General features: G+C 74.7%; 23 protein-coding genes. 12 read left to right on the top strand and 11 right to left on the bottom strand.

The window, feature by feature from the left end; translation table 11 throughout:
* Nucleotides 1-6: 6 nt before the first annotated feature.
* Nucleotides 7-1,482, top strand: coding sequence for an SDR family NAD(P)-dependent oxidoreductase (locus tag IE245_RS25940; protein WP_189951704.1), 1,476 nt, complete (start codon nucleotides 7-9; stop codon nucleotides 1,480-1,482).
* Nucleotides 1,483-1,764: 282 nt separating this feature from the next.
* The gene (locus IE245_RS25935; protein WP_169091519.1) at nucleotides 1,765-1,935 is read left to right on the top strand and encodes a hypothetical protein; all 171 of its coding nucleotides are present in this window, start codon (nucleotides 1,765-1,767) and stop codon (nucleotides 1,933-1,935) included.
* 122 nt (nucleotides 1,936-2,057) lie between these two features.
* Here IE245_RS25935 and IE245_RS25930 read toward each other — a convergent pair whose 3' ends face one another.
* From IE245_RS25930 to IE245_RS25915, 4 genes are all read right to left on the bottom strand, one after another.
* A complete protein-coding gene (locus IE245_RS25930) occupies nucleotides 2,058-3,566 on the bottom strand; it encodes an exonuclease/endonuclease/phosphatase family protein (protein WP_189951702.1) in 1,509 nt (502 codons plus the stop codon).
* An 82-nt stretch (nucleotides 3,567-3,648) separates the two neighbouring features.
* On the bottom strand, nucleotides 3,649-5,184 hold the full coding sequence (locus IE245_RS25925) for a lipase maturation factor family protein (protein ID WP_189951700.1): 1,536 nt from the start codon (nucleotides 5,182-5,184) through the stop codon (nucleotides 3,649-3,651).
* Nucleotides 5,185-5,195: 11 nt separating this feature from the next.
* Complete coding sequence (locus IE245_RS25920; RefSeq protein WP_189951698.1) at nucleotides 5,196-5,738, bottom strand: DUF1990 domain-containing protein; 543 nt, start codon at nucleotides 5,736-5,738, stop codon at nucleotides 5,196-5,198.
* Nucleotides 5,735-6,643 (bottom strand): YndJ family protein, encoded by a 909-nt coding sequence (locus tag IE245_RS25915; protein WP_373305396.1) that lies wholly within the window; start codon nucleotides 6,641-6,643, stop codon nucleotides 5,735-5,737. Before IE245_RS25915 ends, IE245_RS25920 begins: the two co-directional genes overlap by 4 nt.
* Nucleotides 6,644-6,813: 170 nt before the next feature.
* Here IE245_RS25915 and IE245_RS25910 point away from each other — a divergent pair, with 170 nt between their 5' ends.
* From IE245_RS25910 to IE245_RS25885, 6 genes are all read left to right on the top strand, one after another.
* Nucleotides 6,814-8,136: a DUF6777 domain-containing protein gene (locus tag IE245_RS25910; RefSeq protein ID WP_229851504.1), complete on the top strand. Its 1,323-nt coding sequence runs from the start codon at nucleotides 6,814-6,816 to the stop codon at nucleotides 8,134-8,136.
* Nucleotides 8,137-8,307: 171 nt separating this feature from the next.
* Complete coding sequence (locus tag IE245_RS25905; protein WP_229851514.1) at nucleotides 8,308-10,284, top strand: SpoIIE family protein phosphatase; 1,977 nt, start codon at nucleotides 8,308-8,310, stop codon at nucleotides 10,282-10,284.
* 124 nt (nucleotides 10,285-10,408) lie between these two features.
* Nucleotides 10,409-11,161 carry a LytR/AlgR family response regulator transcription factor gene (locus IE245_RS25900; protein ID WP_189951693.1) on the top strand — a complete coding sequence of 251 codons (753 nt, stop codon included), beginning with the start codon at nucleotides 10,409-10,411 and terminating at the stop codon, nucleotides 11,159-11,161.
* A gap of 76 nt (nucleotides 11,162-11,237) precedes the next feature.
* Nucleotides 11,238-11,621 (top strand): DUF485 domain-containing protein, encoded by a 384-nt coding sequence (locus tag IE245_RS25895; protein WP_189951691.1) that lies wholly within the window; start codon nucleotides 11,238-11,240, stop codon nucleotides 11,619-11,621.
* Nucleotides 11,622-11,640: 19 nt separating this feature from the next.
* A complete protein-coding gene (locus IE245_RS25890; protein ID WP_189951689.1) occupies nucleotides 11,641-13,374 on the top strand; it encodes a sodium/solute symporter in 1,734 nt (577 codons plus the stop codon).
* A complete protein-coding gene (locus tag IE245_RS25885) occupies nucleotides 13,371-14,582 on the top strand; it encodes a histidine kinase (RefSeq protein ID WP_189951687.1) in 1,212 nt (403 codons plus the stop codon). The genes IE245_RS25890 and IE245_RS25885 overlap by 4 nt, the downstream gene beginning before the upstream one ends.
* A 5-nt stretch (nucleotides 14,583-14,587) precedes the next feature.
* Here IE245_RS25885 and IE245_RS25880 read toward each other — a convergent pair whose 3' ends face one another.
* The 3 genes from IE245_RS25880 to IE245_RS25870 form a co-directional block, all read right to left on the bottom strand.
* Nucleotides 14,588-15,070 (bottom strand): hypothetical protein, encoded by a 483-nt coding sequence (locus IE245_RS25880; RefSeq protein WP_373305394.1) that lies wholly within the window; start codon nucleotides 15,068-15,070, stop codon nucleotides 14,588-14,590.
* Nucleotides 15,071-15,243: 173 nt separating this feature from the next.
* Nucleotides 15,244-15,693, bottom strand: a complete 450-nt coding sequence (locus IE245_RS25875) for a PaaI family thioesterase (RefSeq protein WP_229851503.1) — start codon at nucleotides 15,691-15,693, stop codon at nucleotides 15,244-15,246.
* A 4-nt stretch (nucleotides 15,694-15,697) separates the two neighbouring features.
* Nucleotides 15,698-16,297: a sigma-70 family RNA polymerase sigma factor gene (locus tag IE245_RS25870; protein WP_189951763.1), complete on the bottom strand. Its 600-nt coding sequence runs from the start codon at nucleotides 16,295-16,297 to the stop codon at nucleotides 15,698-15,700.
* A gap of 283 nt (nucleotides 16,298-16,580) precedes the next feature.
* On the opposite strand from IE245_RS25870, the gene IE245_RS25865 reads away from it, so the two are divergent.
* The 3 genes from IE245_RS25865 to IE245_RS25855 all read left to right on the top strand — a co-directional run bounded on the left by IE245_RS25865 (nucleotide 16,581) and on the right by IE245_RS25855 (nucleotide 20,359).
* Entirely contained in the window at nucleotides 16,581-17,813 is a 1,233-nt protein-coding gene (locus IE245_RS25865; protein ID WP_229851502.1) for a CapA family protein, read from the top strand.
* Nucleotides 17,814-17,953: 140 nt separating this feature from the next.
* Nucleotides 17,954-18,817, top strand: coding sequence for a polysaccharide deacetylase family protein (locus IE245_RS25860; protein ID WP_189951683.1), 864 nt, complete (start codon nucleotides 17,954-17,956; stop codon nucleotides 18,815-18,817).
* A gap of 264 nt (nucleotides 18,818-19,081) precedes the next feature.
* Nucleotides 19,082-20,359, top strand: coding sequence for an extracellular solute-binding protein (locus tag IE245_RS25855; protein ID WP_189951681.1), 1,278 nt, complete (start codon nucleotides 19,082-19,084; stop codon nucleotides 20,357-20,359).
* Nucleotides 20,360-20,468: 109 nt separating this feature from the next.
* Here IE245_RS25855 and IE245_RS25850 read toward each other — a convergent pair whose 3' ends face one another.
* Nucleotides 20,469-21,131 carry a class F sortase gene (locus tag IE245_RS25850; RefSeq protein WP_189951679.1) on the bottom strand — a complete coding sequence of 221 codons (663 nt, stop codon included), beginning with the start codon at nucleotides 21,129-21,131 and terminating at the stop codon, nucleotides 20,469-20,471.
* A gap of 417 nt (nucleotides 21,132-21,548) precedes the next feature.
* Between IE245_RS25850 and IE245_RS25845 the strand changes: the two genes are divergently transcribed.
* Nucleotides 21,549-22,031 (top strand): hypothetical protein, encoded by a 483-nt coding sequence (locus IE245_RS25845; RefSeq protein ID WP_189951677.1) that lies wholly within the window; start codon nucleotides 21,549-21,551, stop codon nucleotides 22,029-22,031.
* Nucleotides 22,032-22,165: 134 nt separating this feature from the next.
* Here IE245_RS25845 and IE245_RS25840 read toward each other — a convergent pair whose 3' ends face one another.
* From IE245_RS25840 to IE245_RS25830, 3 genes are all read right to left on the bottom strand, one after another.
* The gene (locus IE245_RS25840; protein WP_189951675.1) at nucleotides 22,166-22,726 is read right to left on the bottom strand and encodes a hypothetical protein; all 561 of its coding nucleotides are present in this window, start codon (nucleotides 22,724-22,726) and stop codon (nucleotides 22,166-22,168) included.
* Between the two features lie 164 nt (nucleotides 22,727-22,890).
* Complete coding sequence (locus IE245_RS25835; RefSeq protein ID WP_189951673.1) at nucleotides 22,891-23,655, bottom strand: bestrophin-like domain; 765 nt, start codon at nucleotides 23,653-23,655, stop codon at nucleotides 22,891-22,893.
* Between the two features lie 69 nt (nucleotides 23,656-23,724).
* Entirely contained in the window at nucleotides 23,725-24,372 is a 648-nt protein-coding gene (locus IE245_RS25830; RefSeq protein ID WP_189951774.1) for a hypothetical protein, read from the bottom strand.
* Nucleotides 24,373-24,460 lie beyond the last annotated feature (88 nt).

Here is a 24,460-nt window from a genome sequence, read left to right as displayed (position 1 = left end):
AAGGCCATGACGGTGACTGAAGAAACCCAGGAGTACGGGCCGGGCATCGACCCCGAGCGCCTGGCCGTCTGCCTGAGCGTGCTCGACGAGCTGGAGAAGATCGAGGTCGACCACCCCGACGCGATCGCCGTCCGCCGCGCCACCGCCGGGATCTACCGCATGGTCAAGCAGCGCCGCCGCCAGGAGCGCCGTGCCGCCAAGACCGCCCACGACCGCGCGGTCACCGAGGCGACCGCGACCGGCTCCGCCCAGCGCATCGACGACGAGACCGAGGGCATCCTGCCCTCCTCGGTCACGGAGGCCGGCAAGATCGCGGGCATACTCCAGCGCCCCCGGTCCTGCTACACCTGCAAGACCCGGTACGTCGAGGTCGACTACTTCTACCACCAGCTCTGCCAGGACTGCGCGGCCCTGAACCGCGCCAAGCGGGACATCCGCGCCGACCTCACCGGCAAGCGCGCCCTGCTCACCGGCGGCCGCGCCAAGATCGGCATGTACATCGCGCTGCGGCTGCTCCGCGACGGCGCGCACACCACGATCACGACGCGCTTCCCCAAGGACGCCATCCGCCGCTTCAAGGCGATGGAGGACTCGGCGGAGTGGATCCACCGCCTGGAGGTCGTCGGCATCGACCTGCGCGACCCGGGCCAGGCCGTGGCCCTCGCCGAGCAGGTCGCCGCCGCGGGCCCGCTGGACATCCTGATCAACAACGCCACGCAGACCGTGCGCCGGCTGCCGTCCGCGTACGCAGCCCTGGTCGACGGCGAGAGCGCGCCGCTGCCCGCCGGCGAACTGCCCGCCCACCACGTCATCGGGGCCTTCAACTCCGGCGCGGTCGACGGCCTCGCCGCGCTTCCCGTCGGCACCAGCGGCCTCGACGCCCAGAAGGTCGCCGACCTCGCGCTCGTCGCGGGCAACGCCGGCCTGGAGCAGTACCGGGCGGGCACCGCGATCGACGCCGGCGGCCTGCTGCCGGACGTGGTGGAGTCCAACACCTGGGTGCAGACCATCGACCAGATCTCCCCGGTGGAGCTCCTGGAGACCCAGCTCTGCAACTACACCTCGCCGTTCATCCTGATCAGCGCGCTGCGCCCGTCGATGGCCGAGGCCGCCGCCAAGGCCGCGAGCGGCCGGGCGTACGTCGTCAACGTCTCCGCCATGGAGGGCGTCTTCTCCCGCGGTTACAAGGGCGCCGGGCACCCGAACACCAACGCGGCGAAGGCCGCCATGAACATGGTGACGCGGACCAGCGCGCAGGAGATGTTCGAGACCGACAAGATCCTCATGACCTCGGTCGACACCGGCTGGATCACCGACGAGCGCCCGCACTTCGAGAAGCTGCGGCTCGCCGAGGCGGGCTTCCACGCCCCGCTCGACCTGGTCGACGGCGCCGCCCGCGTCTACGACCCGGTGGTCCGCGGCGAGGCCGGCGAGGATCTGTACGGCGTCTTCATGAAGGACTACTTCCCCGGCAAGTGGTAGCGGCCGGTCCTTCGCGACGGCCGTCGAGAGCGCCCTTCCCGTGGGAAGGGCGCTCTTTTCGGTCCCTGTCACCCGAATGCGTCACACTTTTGAGCCCGCTAGAGCGCATGCCCGCTCATTTGGTTACTCTGATGCCCACGGACGGCCACCGGAGCGACACACCGCTCCACGACCGTCCAGGGGACTGGCCCACCACCTCGGCCGCGGCCCCGCCCCAGACCGGCGCCACCGCGACCGAACGGTCCTCCGTCCTCGACCTGACGCGACACAAAGGAGTGCGCGGTGACACCCGAACTGACGAAGCAGGAACCCCGGCCGTCGGAACCTTCCGAACGGCAGCGGCGCAACGGCGAACTGGGCAGCCTCGAAGTCTGGGCCCGCTCGGCCCCGATCCGCCTCGCGGGCTACGAGGACGACCTCGCCGAGCCCCACATCCTGCCGGGCATCGACTGACCGACGCCCCGACGTCGACGAACGGCGTCGTCCCCCGGGCCGTGCCGACACGGCCCGTGCGACTCCGGTGCCCCCGGCCCTCCCGGCCGGGGGCACCGCCGCGTCCGGCCCCGGGCCTTCGCTCAGAAGCTGAACCGGCCCGTGATCGGGTAGTGGTCCGACCGGCCCGCGTCGGCCGTGACCGCGCACGAGACGACGGTGCCCGCCGGAGGACCGAACAGGTAGTCGATCTTGATGCTGCGGGTCGCCAGCGGCTTCGTCGACCGGCCGTCACGCGGGCGGGCGCTCGACAGGCCCTCGTCGCACTCCTCGTCCGCCGCGTAGGCGGACGTCATGACGTCCTTGGGGGTGTCCGGCGAGGCGGAGTCCGGCGGGACGGCGTTGAAGTCGCCGCCGTAGACGGTCCGGTAGCCGGGCATCGTGTACGAGCGGACCATCTTCTGCATCTCCGCGGCCTGCTCCGCGCGCTTCGTGCCGTCCGCGTCGTCCGTCGGCAGACCGGCGCTGAAGTGGGCGGTGCAGAACTGCAGGGCCTGCGCCGGGAGGACGGCGCACATGCCGGCCCGCTGCTCCATGCGCACCCAGGTGCCGTCGACGGTCTTGTTCTGCGGGGACGGCAGGTCGTAGGAGTGGTACCACTCGTTGGCGTCCGGCAGGGCGAGGCCGATGCCGTAGGAGCCGCGGTCCTTCCAGGCGCCCGAGGAGCCGGCGTTGTCACAGGTCCGGGCGGCCTCCAGCGAGGACCCGTCGACGGTGAACTTGATCGGGGCGAAGCGCACGTCCCATCCGGTGCCCGTCTTCGCCTCCAGGGCGGTCTCGACGGGCTTGGCGTGCGCCTCGCACATCTCCTGGAGGAAGACGGCGCGGTACGTCCGCGCCTCCGCGTCGGTGCCCATCCGTCCGGTGATCTGCGCGCCCAGGGCCGCGCCTTCCACGCGGTGGTTGCCGCAGGCGGAGTTGTGGTTGGCGCAGACGTTCCACGACATCACGCGGAAGTCGGCGGCCGGCGCGGGGGAGACGGGGGCGGGGCGGCCTCCCAGGTCGCTCGCGTTCTCCTCGGCGAGGTAGACGAGGTGGAACTTCTGCCAGGAACCGACGGACGTGCCGCGGGCGCGCAGGAGCCCCGCGTCCGCGCCGGGGTCCTGGACCTCGGCGGTCACGTAACGGTAGCCGTCGTTCGTGGCGGCCTTCAGGGCGTAGGTGCCGTCCGTCTGCTTCTCCAGCGTGAGCTTCTCCCAGTCGCCGGAGGTCGTGCCCCGGGCGCGCAGCAGGTTCTGGTAGCCGCCCGTGTAGCCGCGCTCGGTCGTGACGTAGTTCCCGTTCGCCTCCGAGCGCAGGGTGGTGGTCACGCCCTTGTCGTCGGTGTGCAGCGTGAACTTCTCCCAGGAGCCCAGGTCGGCCAGGGAGGCGGCGGAGGTGCGCGCCCGCAGCATGGCCTCCCCGCTGCCGGTCCTGGAGATCTCCACCGACACGTAGAGGTTTCCGGCGCCCACGGACCTGAGCGCGTACTTGTCGCTCGCCGTGACGGGCACGGGCCGGCTCTCCACGGCGTGGGCCTGTGCGGGCGTCATGGCCATCACCGCGAACAGCGCGGAGCACAGCACCGCCAGGCGGCGCACTGCCTGTCTCATTCTCGTACCTCGTCTGTGGCGGAAACGCCCGGAAGATGAAGCGGGTCACGCTAAGGGCGTACCGCCGCACCGGCAAGGATCCTCAGGGGAGTCCGTCAGATCCGGCCCGGTCGACCGGAGGGCGGAGCCTCACCGGCGGGACCATGTCCCGGAGGTACGTCCGGTGCCAGCAGTCGTGGCTCTCCCGGAGCTCCCGCCAGGTCGTGAAGCGGTACCGGTACAGACGGCAGCGGACGTACGCGGGAGGGCCGTCCGGGAACGGGTTGTGCCGGATCAGCCTCACCAGGTCCTCGTCGTTCAGCAGCAGCCGCAGCACGAAGCCGTCGAACCACGGCGCGCCGTACGACGGCGAGAGGGCCACGAACCAGAGCAGCCAGTCGAGCCGCAGGTGCCACGGCGCGTACTGCCGCGGCCACCGGTGCGGATCGCCCGGTTTCCCCTTGAAGCCGTACTCCCGCCACACCGCGTCCGCGGGGACCTCCCGGTCGGCGCGCGCGAGGACCGGCTCACCGGCCCTGTCGCGGTCCTTGTACTCGTCCGCCCGGCGCGCGTCCGGCCGCACGTGGCCGGGGGGCACGTCGCCGGTGCCCTCCACGACGATCTCGTGGCGGACGCGGCCCACCGTGCCGAAGGCGCCGTAGGTGTTGACCAGGTGGAAGGGGTCGTACGAGCGGTTCATGGCCTGGTCGCGGGAGAGCAGGTTGCGGACCGGGCGGTGGCTGCGGACCAGCACCACGGCGGTGAGGGCGAGGACCAGGACCACGTACCAGAGCGGCGGGTCGGGGCGCGGGTGGTCGCCGGTGAGGGCGGAGAGGTCCAGGGCGGAGGCGGCGAGGACGATCGTCAGCCAGTTGAGCCAGGCGAAGTTGCCGGAGAGGACCAGCCACAGCTGGGTGGCGATCATCAGGCCGGCCGCGACCGAGGCCACCGGCTGCGGGGCGAAGAGCAGGAACGGCACGCCGAGCTGCACGACGTGGTTGGCGGCGGCCTCGACGCGGTGCAGAGGGCCGGGGAGCCGGTGGAAGAACCAGCTCAGCGGGCCGGGCATCGGCTGGGTCTCGTGGTGGTGGTACAGGCAGGTGAGGTTCCGCCAGCAGGCGTCCCCGCGGATCTTGATGAGCCCGGCGCCGAACTCGACGCGGAAGAGCAGCCAGCGCAGCAGCAGGAGGACGAGGAGGGGCGGGGCGACGTCGTCGTTGCCGAGGAAGACCGCGAGGAAGCCGGTCTCCAGGAGCAGCGACTCCCAGCCGAAGGAGTACCAGGTCTGGCCGACGTTCACGATCGACAGGTAGAGGCCCCAGAGCACCAGCCACAGCGGCATCGCGACGGCGAGCGGCACCGCGTCCCCGGCCCCGGCGGCCATCGCCGCCGCGAGCCCGGCCCCCGACCACGCGACCGCGGCGAAGAGCCGGTCCGAGTAGCGCCAGTGGAAGAGCGAGGGGGAGCGGAGCGGGGTGGTGCGGCGCAGGAACGCCGGTACGGGGAGCATGCCGCGCTCGCCGATGAGCGCCCGGAACTGGAGCGCGGCCGACAGGAAGGCCACGCAGTACAGCACCGCCAGGCCGCGTTGGAAGACGGTCCGGCCCATCCACAGCTCGGGCGCGGTGAACCACTCCATCGCCTCCAGTATCAGCCCGCGACGACGAGCCGGCCGAGGACGCGGCCGAGCCGGCGCGCGTAGGCGCGCTGGAGGCGGGGGACGAGCGGGCCGGCGAGCCGGGTGTACCAGGCGGCGGGCCGGCTGAAGGCGGTCACCGTGAAGCGGACCGTGCCGTCGGGTTCGAGCTCCACGAGGAAGGCCTCCTCGCCGCACTCCGGATGGCCGGTGAGGGTGCCGTACGAGAAGCCCGCCCGGTGCTCCTCCCCGGGGAGCCAGATCACCTCGCAGGGGACGGCGTAGGCGAGCGGGCCGAGGCCGAGGGCGACCTCCAGGGTGACGCCGGGGGCCGCGCGGCCGGCCGTGGCGCGGACGCGGGCGCCGGTGGCGCGGTGCATCCGCCAGGTGGTGACGGCCTCGGCGGCGGCCCGGAAGGCGGCGGGTCCGTGGCCGACGGCCGCGCTGTGGCGCAGGTGGTGGTAGCCGGCCGGGAGGGCGTCGGGGGTGCGGGTGGCGCCGACCTCCGGGTAGCTGAGGACGCGGCGCGGGGCGAGGTCACCGAGGATGCGGCTCATGCCGGGAGCTCCGTTCGCGGGAGGGGGGCGGGGTGGCGGCGGCCGGCGGTGCGGAGCCGGCGGTGGGCGAGCAGGGCGCAGACGGCGAAGCCGAGCGCGTTGCCCAGGCCGTGGGTGGCGGCCATCCAGGTCAGGGTGGGGTGCGGAAGCCCGGTCGCCTCGCCCAGCGCCCACCAGAGCGCGAGCGCCATGGTGGCGGCCAGGACGAGGGCCGAGACGCCGAGCAGTGCCCGGGTCACGGGGCCGGCCGCGAGGCCGCGCCGCTCCCGCAGGGTCAGCACGGCGACGGCGGCCATGCCGACGGTGAGGACGACCGCGCCGGCCAGCTCGGCCCAGTCGTCGACGAAGTAGCCGACCAGGACGAGCAGGGTGCCGGCGGGCACGCTGAGCGCCGCGGCCGTGGCCAGGGGTCCGCCGCCGGAGGCGCGGCAGAGCAGCCCGGCGACCAGGGCGGCGGCGAAGCCCGCGAAGTGGAAGTGCGGCACGGTCAGCGCGAGGAGGTCGAGCTCGAAGCCGAAGAGCGGGTACGAGGCCCGCTCGGCGACGAGCGCGAGACCGGCGACGGACGGCGAGACGAGGGCCGTGAGCACCGCGGCCTCGGCGGGGCGGAGCGGGCGCGGCGGGAGGGCGGTCCCCCCGGCCGGAGACCGGCGGAGGGTGAGCAGGAGCCGGGCCGGCGCCTGGAGCGCCAGCGCCAGGGTGGCCAGGGCGTAGCAGGCCGCGAGCGCGGTCGCCGCGCCGGAGCGGGGGAGCCAGAGCGAGACCGCGCCGGGCAGGGCCAGCAGCGGCCAGGCCCGGCGCAGCGGCTCCCAGCCGGGCGGCCGGGGCCCTTCGACGAGGCCGAGTCCGGTCGGCACGACCCAGAGCATTCCGACCGTCACGACCGGGACCACGAAGGCCGACAACGCGGTCATGGCACCACCCCCTGACTTGAACGTGTTCAACAGCGTCGAGGCCGAGCCTAGGGCTTCCTTTGAACGCGTTCAAGTCCGGGTGGGGGTGATCCGGCCGCCCGGTCGGACGCGCTCCGCTTGCCCGCCGTCACCGACTGCGACAGAACGGGAGGGACCCATCCGTGACGACCGGGAGAAGCAACGTGCGCCCCACGCAGCGCCGGACGCGGAGCCACCCCGCCGTCCGCCCCGCCCCCGGAGCCGGCCGCAGCCAGGGCCGCACCGCCCTCGCCGCGACGCTCGGCGCCGCCGCCCTGTTCCTCGCCGGGTGCTCCGCCGAAGGCCCCGGCGCCGCCGCCGGCCGCGCCGCCCTCGGCGCCGCCCACGAGGTGCACCTCCAGCCGGTCGCCGCCCAGGGCCCCGACCCCTTCACCGCCTCCACCGCGCGCGGCGCGGGACTGCGCGCCCTCCAGCGGAAGGGCGGCGCCGGGGCCCAGCCCGTCAGCGCCCCCGGGATCCGCGAGGTCACCGGCTCCGCCCCCGGCCTCTACGGCGGCACCCGCGCCGAGGCCAGCTGCGACGTCGAGCAGCAGGTCGCCTACCTCGCCGCCGAACCCGCCAAGCTCCGGGCCTTCGCCGAGGCCGCCGGCATCCCCGAGGGCGGCGTCGCCGACTGGCTCCGCGAACTCACCCCCGTCCTGCTGCGCGCCGACACCCGCGTCACCAACCACGGCTTCCGCGACGGCCGCGCCGTAGCCTTCCAGTCCGTCCTCCAGGCCGGCACCGCCGTCCTCGTGGACCCCTACGGGTCCCCGCGCGTCCGCTGCGCCTGCGGCAACCCCCTCCGCTCGCCCGTCAGCGTCTCCGGGGCCGTCCACCAGGGCGACCCCTGGTCCGGCTTCGACCCCGACCGCGTGATCATCGTCAAGCCCACCACCGCCGTCGTCACCAGCCTCGTCATCGTCAACGTCTCCGACGACAGCTGGATCGAACGGAAGGCGGGGAGCGACGGCGACGAGGACCGCAAGCCCGACACGGCCCCCGACTGCGACCCGGACACCTGCGCCCTCAGCGACCCCGTCACCCCGGACGCCGACCCCGGGACGGGCACCGGCGACCCCGACGCGCCCGCCGCCCCGAAGACCCCCACCGAGCGCCCCGCCGCCCCGAAGACCCCCGCGGCCCCCGCCGTCCCGGAGACGCCGCGCACGCCCGACGCCCCCGTCACCCCCGACGCCCCCGACGCCCCCGACACCCCCGCCGTCCCGGACCCGCCCGCGGTCCCCGACCCGGCGGTCCCGGACGCGCCCTCGGAGCCGTACCCCGAGCCGTACGCCCCGGCGGACCCGTACGCCCCGAGCGACCCGCACGCCCCGGCCGACCCGTACGAGGAGCCGCCGGTGGACCCGTACACGGACCCGTACACCGACCCGTACGCGGACCCCTACGCCGACCCGGACGGTCAGGTCCCCGGCGAGCCCGAACCCACCACCTTCGCCGGCTGAAAGATCTTCGTGGTGCGCGAGGAGCCCGCCGGCCCTAGCGTGGCCCCCATGAGCGCGGGCAGCGGGGGAGCGGACACGGCCGGCCGGCCGGACACGGAACCGGACACGGCGGCGGGCCGGGCCGCCGTGGCGGCGGCACCGATCCTCAGCACGTTCGGCGCCGCCTTCCGCATGGGCGGCTTCGACTGGGACCTGCTCGCCGGCACCATGGAGATGGACGAGGCCGCGCTCGACGTCTTCGACTTCGACCCCGGCGAGTACGACGGCCGCCCCGAGTCCCTCGGCAGCCGCGTCCTGCCCGACGAGGGCCGCCGGCTCGACACCCTCGTCGCCCAGGCCCTCAAGGACGGCAGCGACCAGTACGGGGCGTACTTCCGCATCCGCCGCCGCGACGGCTCCCACCAGTGGACCCACACCCAGGGGATCGTCCACCGGGACCCCGACGGCCGCCCCGTACGGATCATCGGCGTCCTCCGCGACGCCACCCACGAGCTCACCGAGTCCGCCGCCCGCCTCGGCCTCGACGAGGGCCGCAGACGCCGCGCCGGGGTCGTCGAGGGCACCACCGCCGCCCTCGCCCACGCCCGCACGGTCCAGGACGTCATCGACCTCCTCAACGACTCGCACGCCCTGGAGCACTTCGGCGCCGCCAGCCTCGTCATGGGCCTCCTGGAGGCCGGCCGCATCCACCTCGTCGCCGAAGGACCCGCCGGAGCCTTCGTCCCCGGCACCCGCTTCACCCGGGTGGACGAGCCGTACCCGATGAGCGAGGTGATCCGCACCCTGCGGCCCCGCTTCATCGACACCGCCGAGGACTTCGCCGCCTCCTTCCCCGTCCTCTGGCCGCACATCAGCGGCCTCGGCATCACCGCCGCCGCCTACCTCCCGCTCATCGCCCAGGCCCGCCCCATCGGCGCCCTCGGCCTGCTCTACAGCGACCGCACCGGCTTCAGCGAGGACGAGAGGACCCTCCTCGTCGCCCTCGGCAGCAGCATCGCCCAGAGCCTCCAGCGGGCCATGCTGTACGAGCAGGAGCACGACCTCGCCGAAGGGCTCCAGCAGGCGATGCTGCCCCGCCGGATCCCCGACGCGCCCGGCGCCCAGATAGCCGTCCGCTACCGCTCCGCCCGGCTCGGCCGGGACATCGGCGGCGACTGGTACGACGTCATCCCGCTCCCCGGCGGCCGGGTCGGCGCCGTCATCGGCGACGTCCAGGGCCACGACACCCACGCCGCCGCCGTCATGGGCCAGCTGCGGATCGTGCTGCGCGCCTACGCCGCCGAGGGCCACACCCCCGCCACCGTCATGGCCCGGGCCTCCGTCTTCCTCCACGAACTCGACACCGAACGCTTCGCCACCTGCACCTACGCCGAGGCCGACCCCGGCACCGGCGTCGTCCAGGTCGTCCGCGCCGGGCACGTCGACCCGCTCGTCCGCGAGGCCGACGGCACCTGCCGCCGGGTCCCCGTCGAGGGCGGGCTCCCGCTCGGCCTCTCCGCCGAGTTCGGCCGGCTCGACTACCCCGTCACCACCCTGGAACTCGACTCCGGCCAGACCCTGATGCTCTACACCGACGGGCTCGTCGAGAAGCCCGGCGCCGACCTCGACGAGGGCCTCGAATGGCTCTCCGCCCTCGTCCGGCGCGGCCCCTCGGACCTCCAGCAGCTCGCCGACCTGCTCTGCGACGTCGTGGCCGAGCGCGGCGGCGAGGACGACGTCGCCATCCTGCTGCTGCGCCGCCTCGGCGCGTACGTGCCCGGCGGCGGCCGTTTCCGCCAGCACGTCGCCCAGAGCGACCCCGAGGCGCTGAGCGCCGCCCGGCACATGATCCGGGCCGCCGTCCGGGCCTGGGGCGCGGGCTCCCGCGCCGACGAGATCGAACTCGTCGCCGACGAGCTGATGACCAACGCGCTCATGCACACCGACGGCGGCACCATCGTCACCCTGCGGATCCTGCCCGGTGCCGAACGGCGGCTGCGCGTCGAGGTCGAGGACCGCTCCAGCGCCCTGCCCCGCCGCCGCGAGGCCGGCGAGGCGGGCGTCTCCGGCCGGGGCCTCCTCCTCGTCGAACAACTCTCCGACGCCTGGGGAGTGGAGTCCCGGGGCGGCGGCAAGTGCGTCTGGTGCGAGTTCGTGGTGACGGCCTGACCCACCAGGGCCGGCCCTGCCCCGCCCCCGCTCGTCACGGCCCGGCCCGGCACCGTCTGCCGGACCGGCGGGAAGGTCCTCGCCGACCGCCGCGTGCCCCGGCTGCTCGAGTAGGCTCCCTCGCATGGTGCGCGTACTGGCCGTCGACGACGAGGAACCCGCCCTGGGGGAGCTGCTCTACCTGCTGCGCGCCGACCCCCGGGTCAGGACCGCCGAGGGCGCCGGGGACGCCACGGCGGCGCTGCGGCGCATCGGGCGCGCGCTCGACTCCGGGCCGGACGGCGAGGAGACGATCGACGTCGTCTTCCTCGACATCCACATGCCGGGCCTCACCGGCCTCGACGTGGCCCGGCTGCTCGCCGGCTTCGCCCGGCCGCCGCTCGTCGTCTTCGTCACCGCCCACGAGGGCTTCGCGCTCCAGGCCTTCGACCTCAAGGCCGTCGACTACGTGCTCAAGCCGGTCCGGCGCGAGCGGCTCGCGGAGGCCGTGCGGCGGGTCCACGAGCTGGTCCACGCCGGCGCCGCGCCCGCCCCGGCCCCCGCGCCCGAGCAGATCCCGGTCGAACTCGGCGGCGTCACCCGCTTCGTCTCCGTCGACGACATCGCCTACGTCGAGGCCCACGGCGACTACGCCCGCCTCCACACCGACCAGGGCAGCCACCTCGTCCGCATCCCGCTCTCCACCCTGGAGGAGCGCTGGGCCGACCGCGGCTTCGTCCGCATCCACCGCAGCCACCTCGTCGCCCTCGGCCGCGTCGACGAGCTCCGCCTCGACGGCGGCGCCACCTCCGTCCGGGTCGGCTCCACCGACCTCGCCGTCAGCCGCCGGCACGCCCGCCACCTCCGTGACCTGCTGATGCGCCGGGCCGGCGGCTGACCGGAAACCCCTTCCGGCGCCCGGCCCCGTCTGCCTACACTCCACGGGCCCACCCGCCCGTCAGAGAGCGATGCCGATGCCGGAGCATTCCCCGCCGCGCCGGCCCCGGCGCGAGACCGTCACCCACGCCTCCGCCCTCGGCGACCGGCCCGCGCCCCGGCTGCGGCCCCGCGCGCCGCACCCGCCCGCCCGCTCCGAGATCGACGAGCAGACCACCCTCGGCCACACCTACGTGCGCTCCCTGATGCGCAGCCAGCTCCGCGCCGCGCTCACCGCGCTCGGCGCGCTCGCCCTCCTCGTCGGCACCCTCCCCCTGGTGCTCGCGCTGCCCGCCCCCGAGGCCCTGGTGTGGGCCGCGCTCGGCGTCGGCGTCTACCCCGTGGTCTGGGCCGTCGCCCACTGGTACGTCCGCAGGGCCGAGCGCAACGAGCGCGACTTCACCGGCCTCGTCGAGCGCTGAGGCCGGTGGACCGCCCCGCATGAACCAGACCTACGCGGTCGCCGCCGTCACCGCCGTCGTCCTCGCCACCGTCCTCATCGGCGCCCTCGGCCTGCGCGTCTCCCGCACCACCTCCGACTTCTACGTCGCCTCCCGCACCGCCGGGCCCCGGCTCAACGCCGCCGCCATCAGCGGCGAGTACCTCTCCGCCGCGTCCTTCCTCGGCATCGCCGGACTCGTCCTCGTGCAGGGCCCGGCCATGCTCTGGTACCCGGTCGGCTACACCGCCGGCTACCTGGTGCTCCTCGTCCTCGTCGCCGCCCCGCTGCGCCGCTCCGGGGCGTACACCCTCTCCGACTTCGCCGAGGCCCGGCTGGAGTCCCCGCAGGTCAGACGACTCGCCAGCCTCTTCGTCGTGGGCATCGGCTGGCTGTACCTGCTGCCACAGCTCCAGGGCGCCGGGCTCACCCTGGAGATCCTCACCGGCGCCCCCGACTGGTTCGGCGGCCTCCTCGTCGCCCTCGTCGTCACGTGCACGGTCGCCGCAGGCGGCATGCGCAGCATCACCTTCGTCCAGGCCTTCCAGTACTGGCTGAAACTGGCCGCGCTGCTGGTCCCGGCCCTCTTCCTGGTCGCCGCCTGGTGCGGGGACGGGACGCCCCGGGCCCGCTTCGACGCCCCGGCGGTGCTCCGCGAGCACACCGTCGTCCGGGTCGCCGACACCGTGCGCGTCGGGCTCGACGCCCCGCTGACCCTCACCGTCACCGGCACGGTCGACGCCGTCCGCCACGAGGAGCGGACGGTGACCCTCGCCGCCGGCACCCACCACGTGACGGGCGGCACGGTCCTCGCCCTCCCGCCGGGCAGCCGGCTCCCCGAGCGCCACGCCTCCGGGGCCGATCCCCTCGGCTGGTCCCAGCCGCTGGCAGGCGGCCGCGACGGGCACCAGCTGTACGCCACGTACGGGCTGATCCTCGCCACCTTCCTCGGCACCATGGGCCTGCCGCACGTCGCCGTCCGCTTCTACACCAGCCCGAACGGGCGGGCCGCCCGCCGCACCACCCTCGTCGTCCTCGTCCTGATCGGCGGGTTCTACCTGCTGCCCGCGCTCTACGGGGCGCTCGGCCGGATCTACGCCCCCGAGCTCGCGCTCACCGGCTCCGCCGACGCCGCCGTGCTCGTCCTGCCCGACCGGATCCTCGGCGGCGTGCTCGGCGACGTCCTCGGGGCCTTCCTCGCCGGCGGCGCCTTCGCCGCGTTCCTGTCCACCGCCTCGGGGCTCACCATGTCCGTCGCCGGGGTCCTCGCCCAGGACGTGCTCCCGTCCCGCGCGGTCCGGCACTTCCGGCTCGCGACGCCGCTGGCCACCGCCGTCCCGCTCGCCGTCGGCGTGGCCGCCTCCAAGGTGCCCGTCGCCGACGCCGTCGGGCTCGCCTTCGCCGTCTCCGCCTCCTCCTTCTGCCCGCTCCTCGTCCTCGGCATCTGGTGGCGGCGCCTCACCCCGCCCGGAGCCGCCGCCGGGCTGCTCCTCGGCGGCGGCTCCGCGCTCGCCGCCGTGATGGCGACCCGCGCCGGACTCGCCCCGGACGGCTGGCCGCACACCCTGATGGCCTGGCCCGCCGTCTGGTCCGTCCCCCTCGGCTTCCTCACCATGGTGCTCGTCTCGCTCGCGACCCCGCGCAGCGTCCCGCCCGGCACCGCCGCCACCCTCGCCCGGCTCCACCTGCCGGAGCGCTTCACCGCCCCCGTACCCGCCCAGGAGGCACGCCGGTGAGCGGCATCGCGTGGGCCGCGGCGAGCGCCTCCGGAGCCGTCCTCCTCGCCGCCGGCGTCGTCCTCGGCCGGCTCACCGCCCGGCGCGGCGCCCGTGCCGCCGACCTCGACCTCGGCACCCCCGTCGAACGGGCCACCTTCCACACCCTGCACACCGCCTCGCTCGCCGCGCCGCCGCTGCGCGCCGGGCTCACCGAGGAGACCGCGCACCGGGCGGCCCGCCCGCTGCGCTCGCTCCTCGGCACCGAGGCCCTCTGCCTCACCGACGGCACGGCGGTCCTCGCCTGGGACGGGCCCGGCGAGGAGCACCACCACGCCGGCGTGCCCGACCTGGCGGCCGCGACCCTGGAGACCGGCCGCAGCCGCTCCGCGCCCACCGGCTGCGCCGAGCCCGGCTGCGAGCTGCGGTGGGCGGTGGCCGCCCCGCTCACCGGCGAGGAGGGCGTCCTCGGCGCGCTCGTCGCCTACGGCTCCCGGGAGTCGGCGGTGCTCGTCCGGGCCGCGACCGAGGTGGCCCGCTGGGTCTCGGTCCAGCTGGAGCTCGCCGAACTGGACCGCTCCCGGACCCGGATGGTGGAGGCGGAGATCCGCGCGCTGCGCGCCCAGATCTCCCCGCACTTCATCTTCAACTCCCTCGCGGCGATCGCCTCGTTCGTCCGCACCGATCCCGAGCGGGCCCGCGATCTCCTCCTCGAGTTCGCGGACTTCACCCGCTACTCCTTCCGCCGGCACGGCGACTTCGCCCAGCTCGCCGACGAACTGCGGGCGATCGAGCAGTACTTGGCGCTCGCCGGCGCCCGCTTCGGCGACCGGCTCAAGGTGACCCTCCAGATCGCCCCCGAGGTGCTGCCGGTCGCGCTCCCCTTCCTGTGCCTCCAGCCGCTGGTGGAGAACGCGGTCAAGCACGGCCTGACGGACCGGGAGCGGGGCTGCCGGGTCACCATCGCCGCACGGGACGCCGGCGCCGAGGCGGTGGTGACCGTCGAGGACGACGGGGTCGGCATGGACCCCGAGCGGCTGCGGGCGGTGCTGCGCGGCGAGCACCCGAGCGGCTCCGGCATCGGCCTGTGCAACGTCGACGAGCGGCTGCGCCAGGTGTACGGACCGGAGTACGGCCTCGTCATCGAGACCGGTGTCGGCGCCGGCATGAAGGTGACGGCGCGCTTCCCCAAGTACCGCCCCGGCGTGCATCCTTCGCCGGCGAACTGACCGGATCAGGCGAGCCAGACGGCGAGATGGGCGAGCGGGAGGCCCAACCGCCAGGCGGGCAGCCAGGTCCGGGCCGCCTCGTCGACCGCCGGCGCCGTGCCCGGCCCGGGCGCGCCGTCCAGGTCGGCGGCGTGCACCCAGGTCTCCCGCAGCGCCGTCCAGGCGCCGCGGGCGAGCACCAGATCCGCGCCGTCGGGGTCCTCGGCGGCCTCGGCGGCGAGCCGTTCCTCCACCCAGTCCGGCCAGCCGGCCTCGTGGACGGTGTGCCGCAGCCAGGCGTCGGCCGCGGGTTCCCCGGACAGGTGGACCGTCAGGGCCAGCGCCCGCAGCGCGGCGCGGTGCTCCAGCGAGCCGGGCTCGGCGAGGCCGGCCGCGGTGAGGTACTGGTCGGCCAGATACTCGGCGCACAGCCAGGCCATCGGAACGGCGAGGCCCCCGCCGTTCCTGCGGCCGGCGCCGTTCGTGCTCTCGGGCGGCAACGCTCCCACCTTCTCCCGGACGTCGGGGACCCGCGGTTTCCGGGGCCCCGTGCAGAGCTTCCTCCGCCCGGGGCGTCCGCGTGGACCGCTTTGCTCAACTCGCCGGTGTGGTTTCGGATACGTTCCCCGGCCGGATCGGTGCCCCGGGGGCCGGTGGTGCGGGAGGGACGAGGGGCGCGGGCTCAGCCGAGCAGGGCGTAGACCGCGGTCGCGTGGGCGGCCGGTTCGGCGGTGCCCTCGGCGGTCATCGTGATGTCGGCGAAGGCCATCCGCTTCCCCAGCTTGGTGAGGCGGGCGCGGACCAGGACGTCGGCGCCGAGGACCGCCCGCTGGAAGCTGGTGGACTGCTGGACGGTCGTCATCGGGACGAAGCCGCCGCGGGCCGCCGAGACGGCGATCACGGTCGCCGTGTCGGCCGCCGCCATCAGGGCCTGGCCGGAGATCCCGCCGCCCTCGCGCGCCAGCCGGTCGGACCACGGGAGCCGCAGGACGGCCTCGTGGCCGTCGACGGAGTCGACCTTGAGCCCCAGGTCCAGGACCCAGGGGGCGAAGTTGTCGGCGAGGATCTTCTCGGCCCCGGCGGGCGTCAGCGGCGGGGTGTCGGGCAGCGTCACGGCGTCGGTGTGCGTCACGGCGTCATTGTGCGGCCGCGGCCCGCGGCCGGGCAACGGAGCCGTGCCGCGGCCGGTAGCCGGGCAGCGAGCGCCCCAGCTGCCGCAGGGCGTAGTGCGAGCGGGACTTGACCGTGCCGGCCGGGATCCCGAGGGAGGCGGCGGCCTCGTTGACGGTGAGCCCGTCGAAGTAGAGCCGGACCAGCACCGCCCGGTGTTCCGGGCTCAGGCCCCGTACCGCCGCCCGGACGTCGAGCGCCGCGTCGGCGGACTCGGTGGCGTCCGAGGGGTCGGGGGTCACCGCGAGCACCCCGTCGCCGATCTCGGCGGGGCGGGCGAGCCGGGAGCGGCGGGCGTCGATGGCGAGACGGCGGGCCACGGTGAAGAGCCAGGGCCGCATCGAGGCGTAGGCGCCGCTGAACGCCTCGGGGTGGAGCCAGGCCCGGACCAGGGTCTCCTGGACGAGGTCCTCGGCGCGCTGGCGGTCCCCGTAGGTGAGGCCCAGGAGGAAGGAGAGCAGGGCCGGCCCGTGCTCCCGCTGGAGCTCCTGGAGCGTCCGCTCGTCGGTCGTCGCCGCGCCCGTCGTCGCCTTCGCCGTTCCCGCCCGTGCGGCCGTCGTCGTCATCGTCGCCGTCGTCATCGGTGCCACCCTTCCCCGCCCGCTCAGCGGTTCGTCGTCCGCGCCGTATACGAACGCATCCGGGCGGACGTGGACAGGGAACGGACAACGGTCTGCGGCGAACGGTCGGAACGAGCGGCGAATGGCACGGCGAGCGGTCGAGTGACGGTCGTACGTCCGATTCGGTGGGGTTCGCGCTCCGCCCCGGCCGCGTGCCTTGACGGGGGGTCGCCCGAAAGGTCAATTCGGCAGAACACATGTTCTTCCTATGATCGGGGTGGCAGTCGTCATGACCGCAGGCACCAGACCCGCAGGCGCCCGACCCGTACGCGCCCGACTCGTCCGGGCCGGCTCCACCGTCCTCGCCGGCTCCCTGCTCGCCGTCGTCGCCGCGTGCAGCCAGAACGGCACCGGCGGCGGCGCCCCGCCCCCGGGCGGCTCGTCCGGCGGCTCCACCGCCCCCCGCCCGGCCGCCCCGGCCCCGAAGCCGGCCGGCTTCACCCTGGTGGCCTCGGGCGACGTCCTCCCGCACGACTCGATCATCCGCAGGGCCGCCGCGGACGCGGGCGGCGACGGATACGACTTCCGCCCCATGCTCGCCGGCGCGAAGCCGGTCGTCTCCGGCGCCGACCTGGCCATCTGCCACATGGAGACCGTGTACGGGAAGGACGGCGGGCCCTACACCGGCTATCCCGCCTTCAAGTCCCCGCCCGAGATCGCCGCCGCCCTCAAGGCCACCGGCTACGACTCCTGCTCCACGGCCTCCAACCACACCCTCGACGACGGCGCCGCCGGTCTCGGCCGCACCCTCGACGCCCTCGACGCGGCCGGGGTGAAGCACGCGGGCTCGGCCCGCACCGCCGCCGAGGCCGCCCGGCCCACCCTTCTCGAGGCCGGCGGCGCCACCGTCGCCCAGCTCGCCTACACCTACGACACCAACGGCTACCCGCTCCCCGAGGGCAAGCCCTGGGCGGTGAACCTGCTCGACGAGTCCAAGGTGATCGCCGACGCCCGCGCGGCCCGCGCCGCGGGCGCCGACGTCGTCGTGGTCAGCGTCCACTGGGGCACCGAATGGCAGACCGAGCCCGACGAGCGCCAGCTCGCCCTCGCCCGCGCGCTCACCGCCTCCGCCACCGGGGGCCGCCCCGACGTGGATCTTCTGCTGGGCACACACGCCCACGTGCCCCAGGCCTACGAGAAGGTCAACGGCACCTGGGTGATCTACGGCATGGGCGACCAGATCGCCGGCGACATGATCAACCACCAGGGCGCCTTCGACCCGCGCGGCAACCAGAGCAGCATCGGCCGCTTCACCTTCGCCCCGCCGAAGAAGCCGGGCGCCCGCTGGGAGGTCACCAAGGCCGAGTTCCTGCCCCAGTGGTTCGACACCGGCCGCGGCCGGATCGTGAACCTCGGCGCCGCCGACGGCTCCGACCCCCGCCACCCCGGCATCCGCGAGACGATCCGCCAGGTCGTCCTCGGCCGGGGCGCCGACAAGGACGGCCTGACCCTGGGCAAGTGACCCCGTGACCCCGTGACCCCGTGGCCCGCCGCCCCCGGTGAGGGGGCCGGCCCTCCGGGGCATCGGCCCAACGGGTGCATTCGGCGGGCGGCCCGGTGTCGGTGAGGGGCCCGGCACCCTCCCCGTACGAACCATTGGTCATGAAAAACGATCAGCTGCCCATCGGTCGGAGGTCGGTACTGCGCCTGGCCGCCGCCCTCGGTGTCACCGTCACCGCCGGGGCGCTCGCCGTCGACCGGCTCGGAGCCCTCGACGACACCGCGGCCCCGCCGCCGGGCGGGCCCGGAGCCGCGGGTCCGCCCGCCGCGGGACCGCCGGCCGCCGCGCCCCGGCTGCGCCCCTCCGCGTACCGGCTCCAGCCCATGACCGCGTACGTCCCCGCCGCCCGGCCCCGGGCACTGCCGCCGGTCCGCCGGCGGCCCTTCCTCTCGCTGAGCGACGTGGGCCGCTCGATGGTCCTCACCTTCGACGACGGCCCCGACCCCCGCTACACCCCGGCCATCCTGGAGACCCTGCGCCGCCACGACTGCCGGGCGATGTTCTTCGTCTGCGGCGAGATGGCCGTGGAGAACCAGGACCTGCTGCGGGAGATGGCCGACGACGGGCACGTGGTCGGCAACCACTCCTGGTCGCACCCCCTGGTGCCCAGGCTGCGGCCCTCCCGCATCCGGGACGAACTCGGCTCCACCAGCGAGGTGGTGGAGCGCGCCCTCGGCGCCGCGCCGGTCTGGTACCGGGCCCCCTACGGCGCCTGGAACCGGCACTCCTTCGAGATCGGTGCCGAGCTGGGCATGGAGCCGCTCGCGTGGACCGTGGACACCCTGGACTGGAAGGAGCCCGGCAGCGGCACCATCGTCCGCCGGGTCCTCGACGGCGCCGGACCCGGCGTCATCGTCCTCTCGCACGACGCCGGCGGGAACCGCTCGCAGAGCGTCACGGCGCTGCGCCGCTATCTGCCCGCGCTCCTCGACGCCGGGTACACGATCACCGTGCCCCGCCGCTGACGGCCGCGCTCCAGGTGCTCCAGGAGTCCTCAGGGGGCCGCGTTCGGTGTTCCGGTCCGCGAAGACCGGGGCCGCCCGAACCGGCCCCCGCCCTCTTTCGGTCGAGACCGGCCCCGGTGCGGTCCGGACCATCGTCTGGTCGAAGGCACCAGGCCCGGGCGGCACGGTTGGAGCAAGGGCCACAACCTGTCGGTGCGGGGCCCCAGATGCCCCGAGCCAGGGCAGAATTCCGGACACCCTGTCCAAAAGCAAAGAGGAAAATCCGTGCGACCAAGACTCTTCGGCGCGACCGCCTGCGTGGCCGCGCTCGGCCTGCTGGGCCCTCTCGTCACCGCCTGCGGCTCCTCCGCGGACGGCGACGGGAGGACGCTGCGCCTGGTGGCCGCCGAGTACGGCTCCGGCCCGGCGAACAGCTCCCAGGCCTACTGGGACAAGCTGACCGCCGCCTTCACCGCCGCCCACCCCGGCACGGAGGTCGAGGTGACGCTCCATCCGTGGGACGACGTGGACCGTGAGGTCACCCGCATGGTCGAGGAGGGCGACGCCCCAGACGTGGCCCTGATGGGCGCGTACTCGGACTTCGCGGCGCAGGGCCGCCTCTACGCCGCCGGAGAGCTGCTGTCGATCAGGGCCGAGGCCAACTTCCTGCCGCCGCTCGCCGAAGCCGGTACGGTCGACAACACCCTCTACGGCCTGCCGTTCGTGGCCAGCAGCAGGCTGCTGTTCTACAACGAGACGCTGTTCGACGAGGCCGGAGCGGAGCCGCCCCGCACCTGGTCCGACCTCCGGGAAGCGGCCGGCAAGCTGAAGGAGGAGGGCGTGGCCTATCCGTACGCCCTGCCGCTGGGCCCCGAGGAGGCGCACGCCGAGGCCCTGATCTGGCAGCTGAGCAACGGGGGCGGCTACGCGGGCAGCTACGGCGGCTACGACATAGCCTCCGAGCAGAACACCCAGACCTTCCGCTGGATCAAGGAGAACCTGGTCGCGCCCGGTCTGACCGGTCCGGTCCCGCCGGGCGAACTCAACCGGCGGGACGCTTTCGCCGCCTTCCTCCGCGGCCAGGTGGGCATGCTCAACGGCTACCCCTCGCTCCTGCACGAGGCGAGGGCCAAGGGCATCAAGGTCGGCACGCTCAGCATGCCGGTCTCCGACACGCTGGAGGAGAGGCAGGCACCGCCGGCGGCGGGCGTCGCCGACTGGATGATGGCCTTCAAGCGGGACGGCAACCGTGAACTCGTGGGCTCCTTCCTGGAGTTCGTCTACGAGGACAAGAACCTCAACGAGTTCGCCGACCGCTACCACCTGCTGCCCTCGACGGTCACGGCGAACCAGGCGTCCAAGGACGCGACGGACCCGCGCGACGCCCCCTTCCTCGACGCGCTGCGCGGCGCCGAGCTCTACCCGGTCAACGAACCGTCGTGGCTCCAGGCCAGCGACCTGATCAAGCGGAACATCGGCAAGGCCGTCGCCCCCTCCGCCGACCCCAGGGCCGTCCTGGAGGACATCGCCCAGGACGTCCGGGGCATGACGCGGCAGCCCTAGGTGTACCGTCCCGCGCGCGGAGCGGGCCCCGGGGCACCAGGGGCCCGCTCCGCGCGTCCGAACGAGGCCCCGGGTGTGTCCTCGGGCCTGCTCCGCGCGTACCGACGGCTCAGCGGGAGCCGACCATCCGCGCGTAGACGACCACGTTGCCGTCGTATCCGTTGGCGCGGGTGTAGCCGCCGCCACAGGTGATCACCCGGAGCTCCGGGTGGCCGGTGTCCCCGTAGACCTGGGGGCCGGGGAAGTCCTGCTTGGAGTAGACCTCGACGCCGTAGATCTCGAAGACCGCCACCCGTCCGTCGTACCGCTCGACCTCGACGTGCTGGCCCTTCTCCAGGGAGCCGAGGCCGTAGAAGACCGCGGGGCCGCTGTTGTTGTCGACGTGCCCGACGATCACCGCGGTGCCGCGCTGGCCGGGCGCGATGCCGTTCTGGTACCAGCCGGCGAGGTTGGCGTCCTGCGGGGGAGGGGCCGCCACCCAGCCCTCCGCGTCGAGCCCCACGTCCATCACCGGGGCCGCGACGTCGATCGCCGGGATGCGGACCCGCGAGGCGGGCGCGAAGGGCAGCGCCTGGACGCCCGCCGAGGCCTCGGCGGGCGGGGTGACGACCGGACGCGCCACCGGCCGGGCCGCGGCGGCCGGCTGCGGGGGGCCGCCGGCGACGTCCACGCCGTTGCGCATCATCGCGATCCCGGACAGCATGGCGAGGGCCAGGACGCCCCACGGCTGTCGTCTCCTGCGCTCAGGGACACGGAAGTCCTTCGGGGGCATGGTTCTCCCTTCGTGGCGACGTGTGAACGGTAAGGGCGACCGGGCGTTCCCGCGCTCCGGACGGCCCGAACGGGTCACCTCCCGCAGCCGTACGGGTGGCGACGCGCCGGAGGAAGGCCCCCGCGTCGGCCGACGGTCCGTCAGGAACCGTGCAGACGAGGGGCCCCGGGCCGTGCTGGTCGGCCCGGGTGACGGGCCGCTGACCCATCCGAGTACTCGTCGGACAATCGTTTCGCGCGCCCCTGACCTGCGGTTGTGTTCTCCCGCGCAACTCGATCGGCGGCATCGGCGCTCACCGGACCGGCCCAGTGCCGAGGTGCAAGAAGGTGCCCGAGTTGTGATGGTTCGTCATGGAAGGCGTACTCGTCGAATCTCCCGGAGCACCGCTTCGGGGCGTCTTCCACTGGAGGTTCAACCATGCGTGCTGCACGCACTCTGGCGGTGACCGCCACCGCGTTCGCGGCGGTCGGCCTGGCCGCGCCCCTCGCCGCCGCCACCAACGGTCCCAGCAATGTCCAGGTCAGCCCCTACGACGTCCACGCGGGGTCGACGATCACGATCACCGCCAAGGGTTGCGGCCACGGTGGCACCGTCACGTCCAACGCCTTCCCGGAGACCAACCTCTCCGTCAACTCCAACGGCCTGTCCAGCGCCATCGCCCGCGTCTACAACAACGCGACGCCCGGCAACTACAACCTCGCCGTCAAGTGCAGCGACAACTCCCGTGTGGTCACGCACCCGTTCCGCGTCCTCGCGGGCCGCGGTGCCCAGGGCGGCCTCGGCGGTTCGCTGGCGCCCAGCTCCACCGAGATGGCCATCGGCGGCAGCCTGGTCGCCGCGGCGGCGCTCGGCGGCGGTGTCTTCGTCCTCCGCCGCCGCATGAACGGCACGGGCGCCTGACCGGCCGAACCTCCCGGTCCGCCGGCCGTGCCCGCCGCCCCCGTGTCCCGTGAGGGATCCGGGGGCGGCGGGCTGTCACACGGCGCCTCCCGTCGCGGATCCCGGGGCCGGAGCCCCGGCCCGGTGTCGGCGCGTCAGTGCCGGCGCCGGCTCGTGCGGCGCCGGATCGCGTAGGCCGAACCGGCCGCCGCCGCCAGCACCAGGGCCGTGCCGGCCGCCAGCGTGCCCGGTCCGACGGAGCTCTGCGAGCCGCCGAGGCCGCCCTGCACGCCGCGCGGGGTGAGCAGCACCGTCGAGCGGGCGGTGGGCGAGAGGGTGGCGAGGCCGCTGATGGTCAGGTCCACGGTGTCCTGCACGCCGCCCGAGCAGTTGAACGCCACCGTGTACACGGCGCCGCGCTTGGCGTCCGCGTCCACGGTGGCGGTCACCGACGCACCGGGGGCGATCTGGACGGTGTCGAAGACGCCGGCCGTCGCCGTCGCCGTGCTGGAGCAGCCGGGGGCACTGAGCGTCACCCGGCCGCCGGGGGAGACGAGCGAGGGGGAGACGACGAAATCGCCCGGGGCCTTGGCGCCCCGCACCCGCGGGTTCGGCGCGGGCGCACCGTCGGCCGCGAAGGCGACGGTGACGGGGGCGGCCAGGGCGAGGGCGACCGCCCCGAGGAGGGCGGTGGACGCGGCACGTATCGCGCGCATGGTGATTCCTCCGGGTACCGAGGGCCGGCCGCGGCGGATTGGCCGCATGGAGCCTGCGTGCACCTCGTTGCCCGAAACGCTAGGAGCGCACTACCACAGCCGCGATCCCAGACGCGCGAATGGGGCACGAATGCCCCCCGGACGGCCCAGTTCCGCCCCCTCGCTCAGCCGGTGACCTGCGGGAACAGATCGGTGAACGGCGCGGCGGAGTCGGCCAGGCCGCGGCCGTACGGCGCGTCGAAGTCCCAGATCAGGAAGAGCAGGAAGGCGATCAGCGCGCTGTAGAGGCCCGCGAGCAGCAGCTCGCGCCCGGTGCGCCGGATCTGGAGGGTGAAGATCAGCCCCACCGAGACCAGGGCGCCGATGATGAGGCCGAACCAGACGACCCCCGGCATGGTGTCCCCGGCGCTCTGGCCGCGGGCGCCGCGGGCGTCGTCGGCGACCATCACCTGGTCGACCAGCGGCTGGTAGGCCTGCCCCTCGAAGTCGTCGGCCGGTTCGTAGTCGGTGACGCTCCGGCGGAGCTTCTGGAGCAGGGCGTCGCCCTCCGGCGTCGTGCCGCCCTGCTCGGCCCGCCGCGTGAACTCCTCGTCCACCACGTAGGTGACGTACGCGTCGACGTCGGCGCGGATCCGGTCGCGCACCGTCGCCGGGTACACCTCGACGCGTTCGGAGATCTCGTGCATGGCCTGCGCCTCCTGCCGCGCCACCTCCTGGGCGGCGCCGCGCGCCTCCCACACGCCGGCGATGGCGAGGCCGAGGACGATCGCGTAGATCACGCCGATCATCATCGTCATGTACTCGATGACGTCGGGGGTCTCGCTGGGGTCGTCGTCCGCGGGGATCCGCCGGTGGTTGATGACGACGATGGCCAGGACGACGGCGCAGGCCGCTGCCATCGCCAGGGTCAGGACGAGCCATTCGGACATGGGTGTTCGGTCTTCCTCACGGGAGTCGGATGGGGAGGTGGTGCGGGGTGTGCCGCGGCCGGGGCCGGATCAGCGGGAGGAGCGCGGGCGCAGGATCGCGGTGGCGAGGACGGCGGGCGCGGTGATGAGGAGCATCGTGGTGACGGGTGACGCGGTGCTCTTGGGCTGGGGCCTGCTGGTCCGCTTGTAGTGCGGCAGCGCGGCGGGCGGTGCGGCGGCCGGGCGCGGCACCGCCGTGCGGGCGGGCGGCGGGGCCGGGGGCGCGGGGGCCGGCGGCGCCTCGGGCGCCGGGGCGGCGGGCGCGGGGGAGGGCGACGGCGGGGCGGGCGTCGGCCGCGGTGCCGGGGTGGCGGCGGGCGGCCGTACGGGGGAGGGGGCGGGCGGGAGCAGCGGCGCGGGCACCGGGTCGACGGACGGCGGCCTGGGCACGGGCCGTACGGGCCGTACGGGCGGCTCGGGCGGCACCGGCGGCCGAGGCGGTGCGGTCGGCTTCGGCTCGGTCGGCTTCGGCGGCTTGGTCGGCTTCGGCGGTCCGGTCGGTTCGGGCGGCGGCGAGCACGCGTCCGGGCCGACGACCGCCACCGAGGTGTGCGAGCCGTTCGGCCCGACGGTGGCGTAGGCGCAGGAGTCGGCGGCCGCCGGCGCGGGTGCGGCGAGCAGCCACACCAGGCCGGCGGCCGCCAGCGACCGCGTGAGAGGTGATGCGTACAGAGACACGCCGACGAGCTTGAACACATGGATGGCGAACCGGGGCCCGAATCCCGCCTGATTCCCCGGATGGTGGGGATCTTGAGATGCACCGGTT

Source organism: Streptomyces roseolus (assembly GCF_014649855.1).
GTDB classification, from domain to species: Bacteria; Actinomycetota; Actinomycetes; order Streptomycetales; family Streptomycetaceae; genus Streptomyces; species Streptomyces roseolus.
The sequence above is the reverse complement of the archived record's forward strand: the minus strand, read 5'-3'. Positions and strand labels throughout refer to the sequence as shown.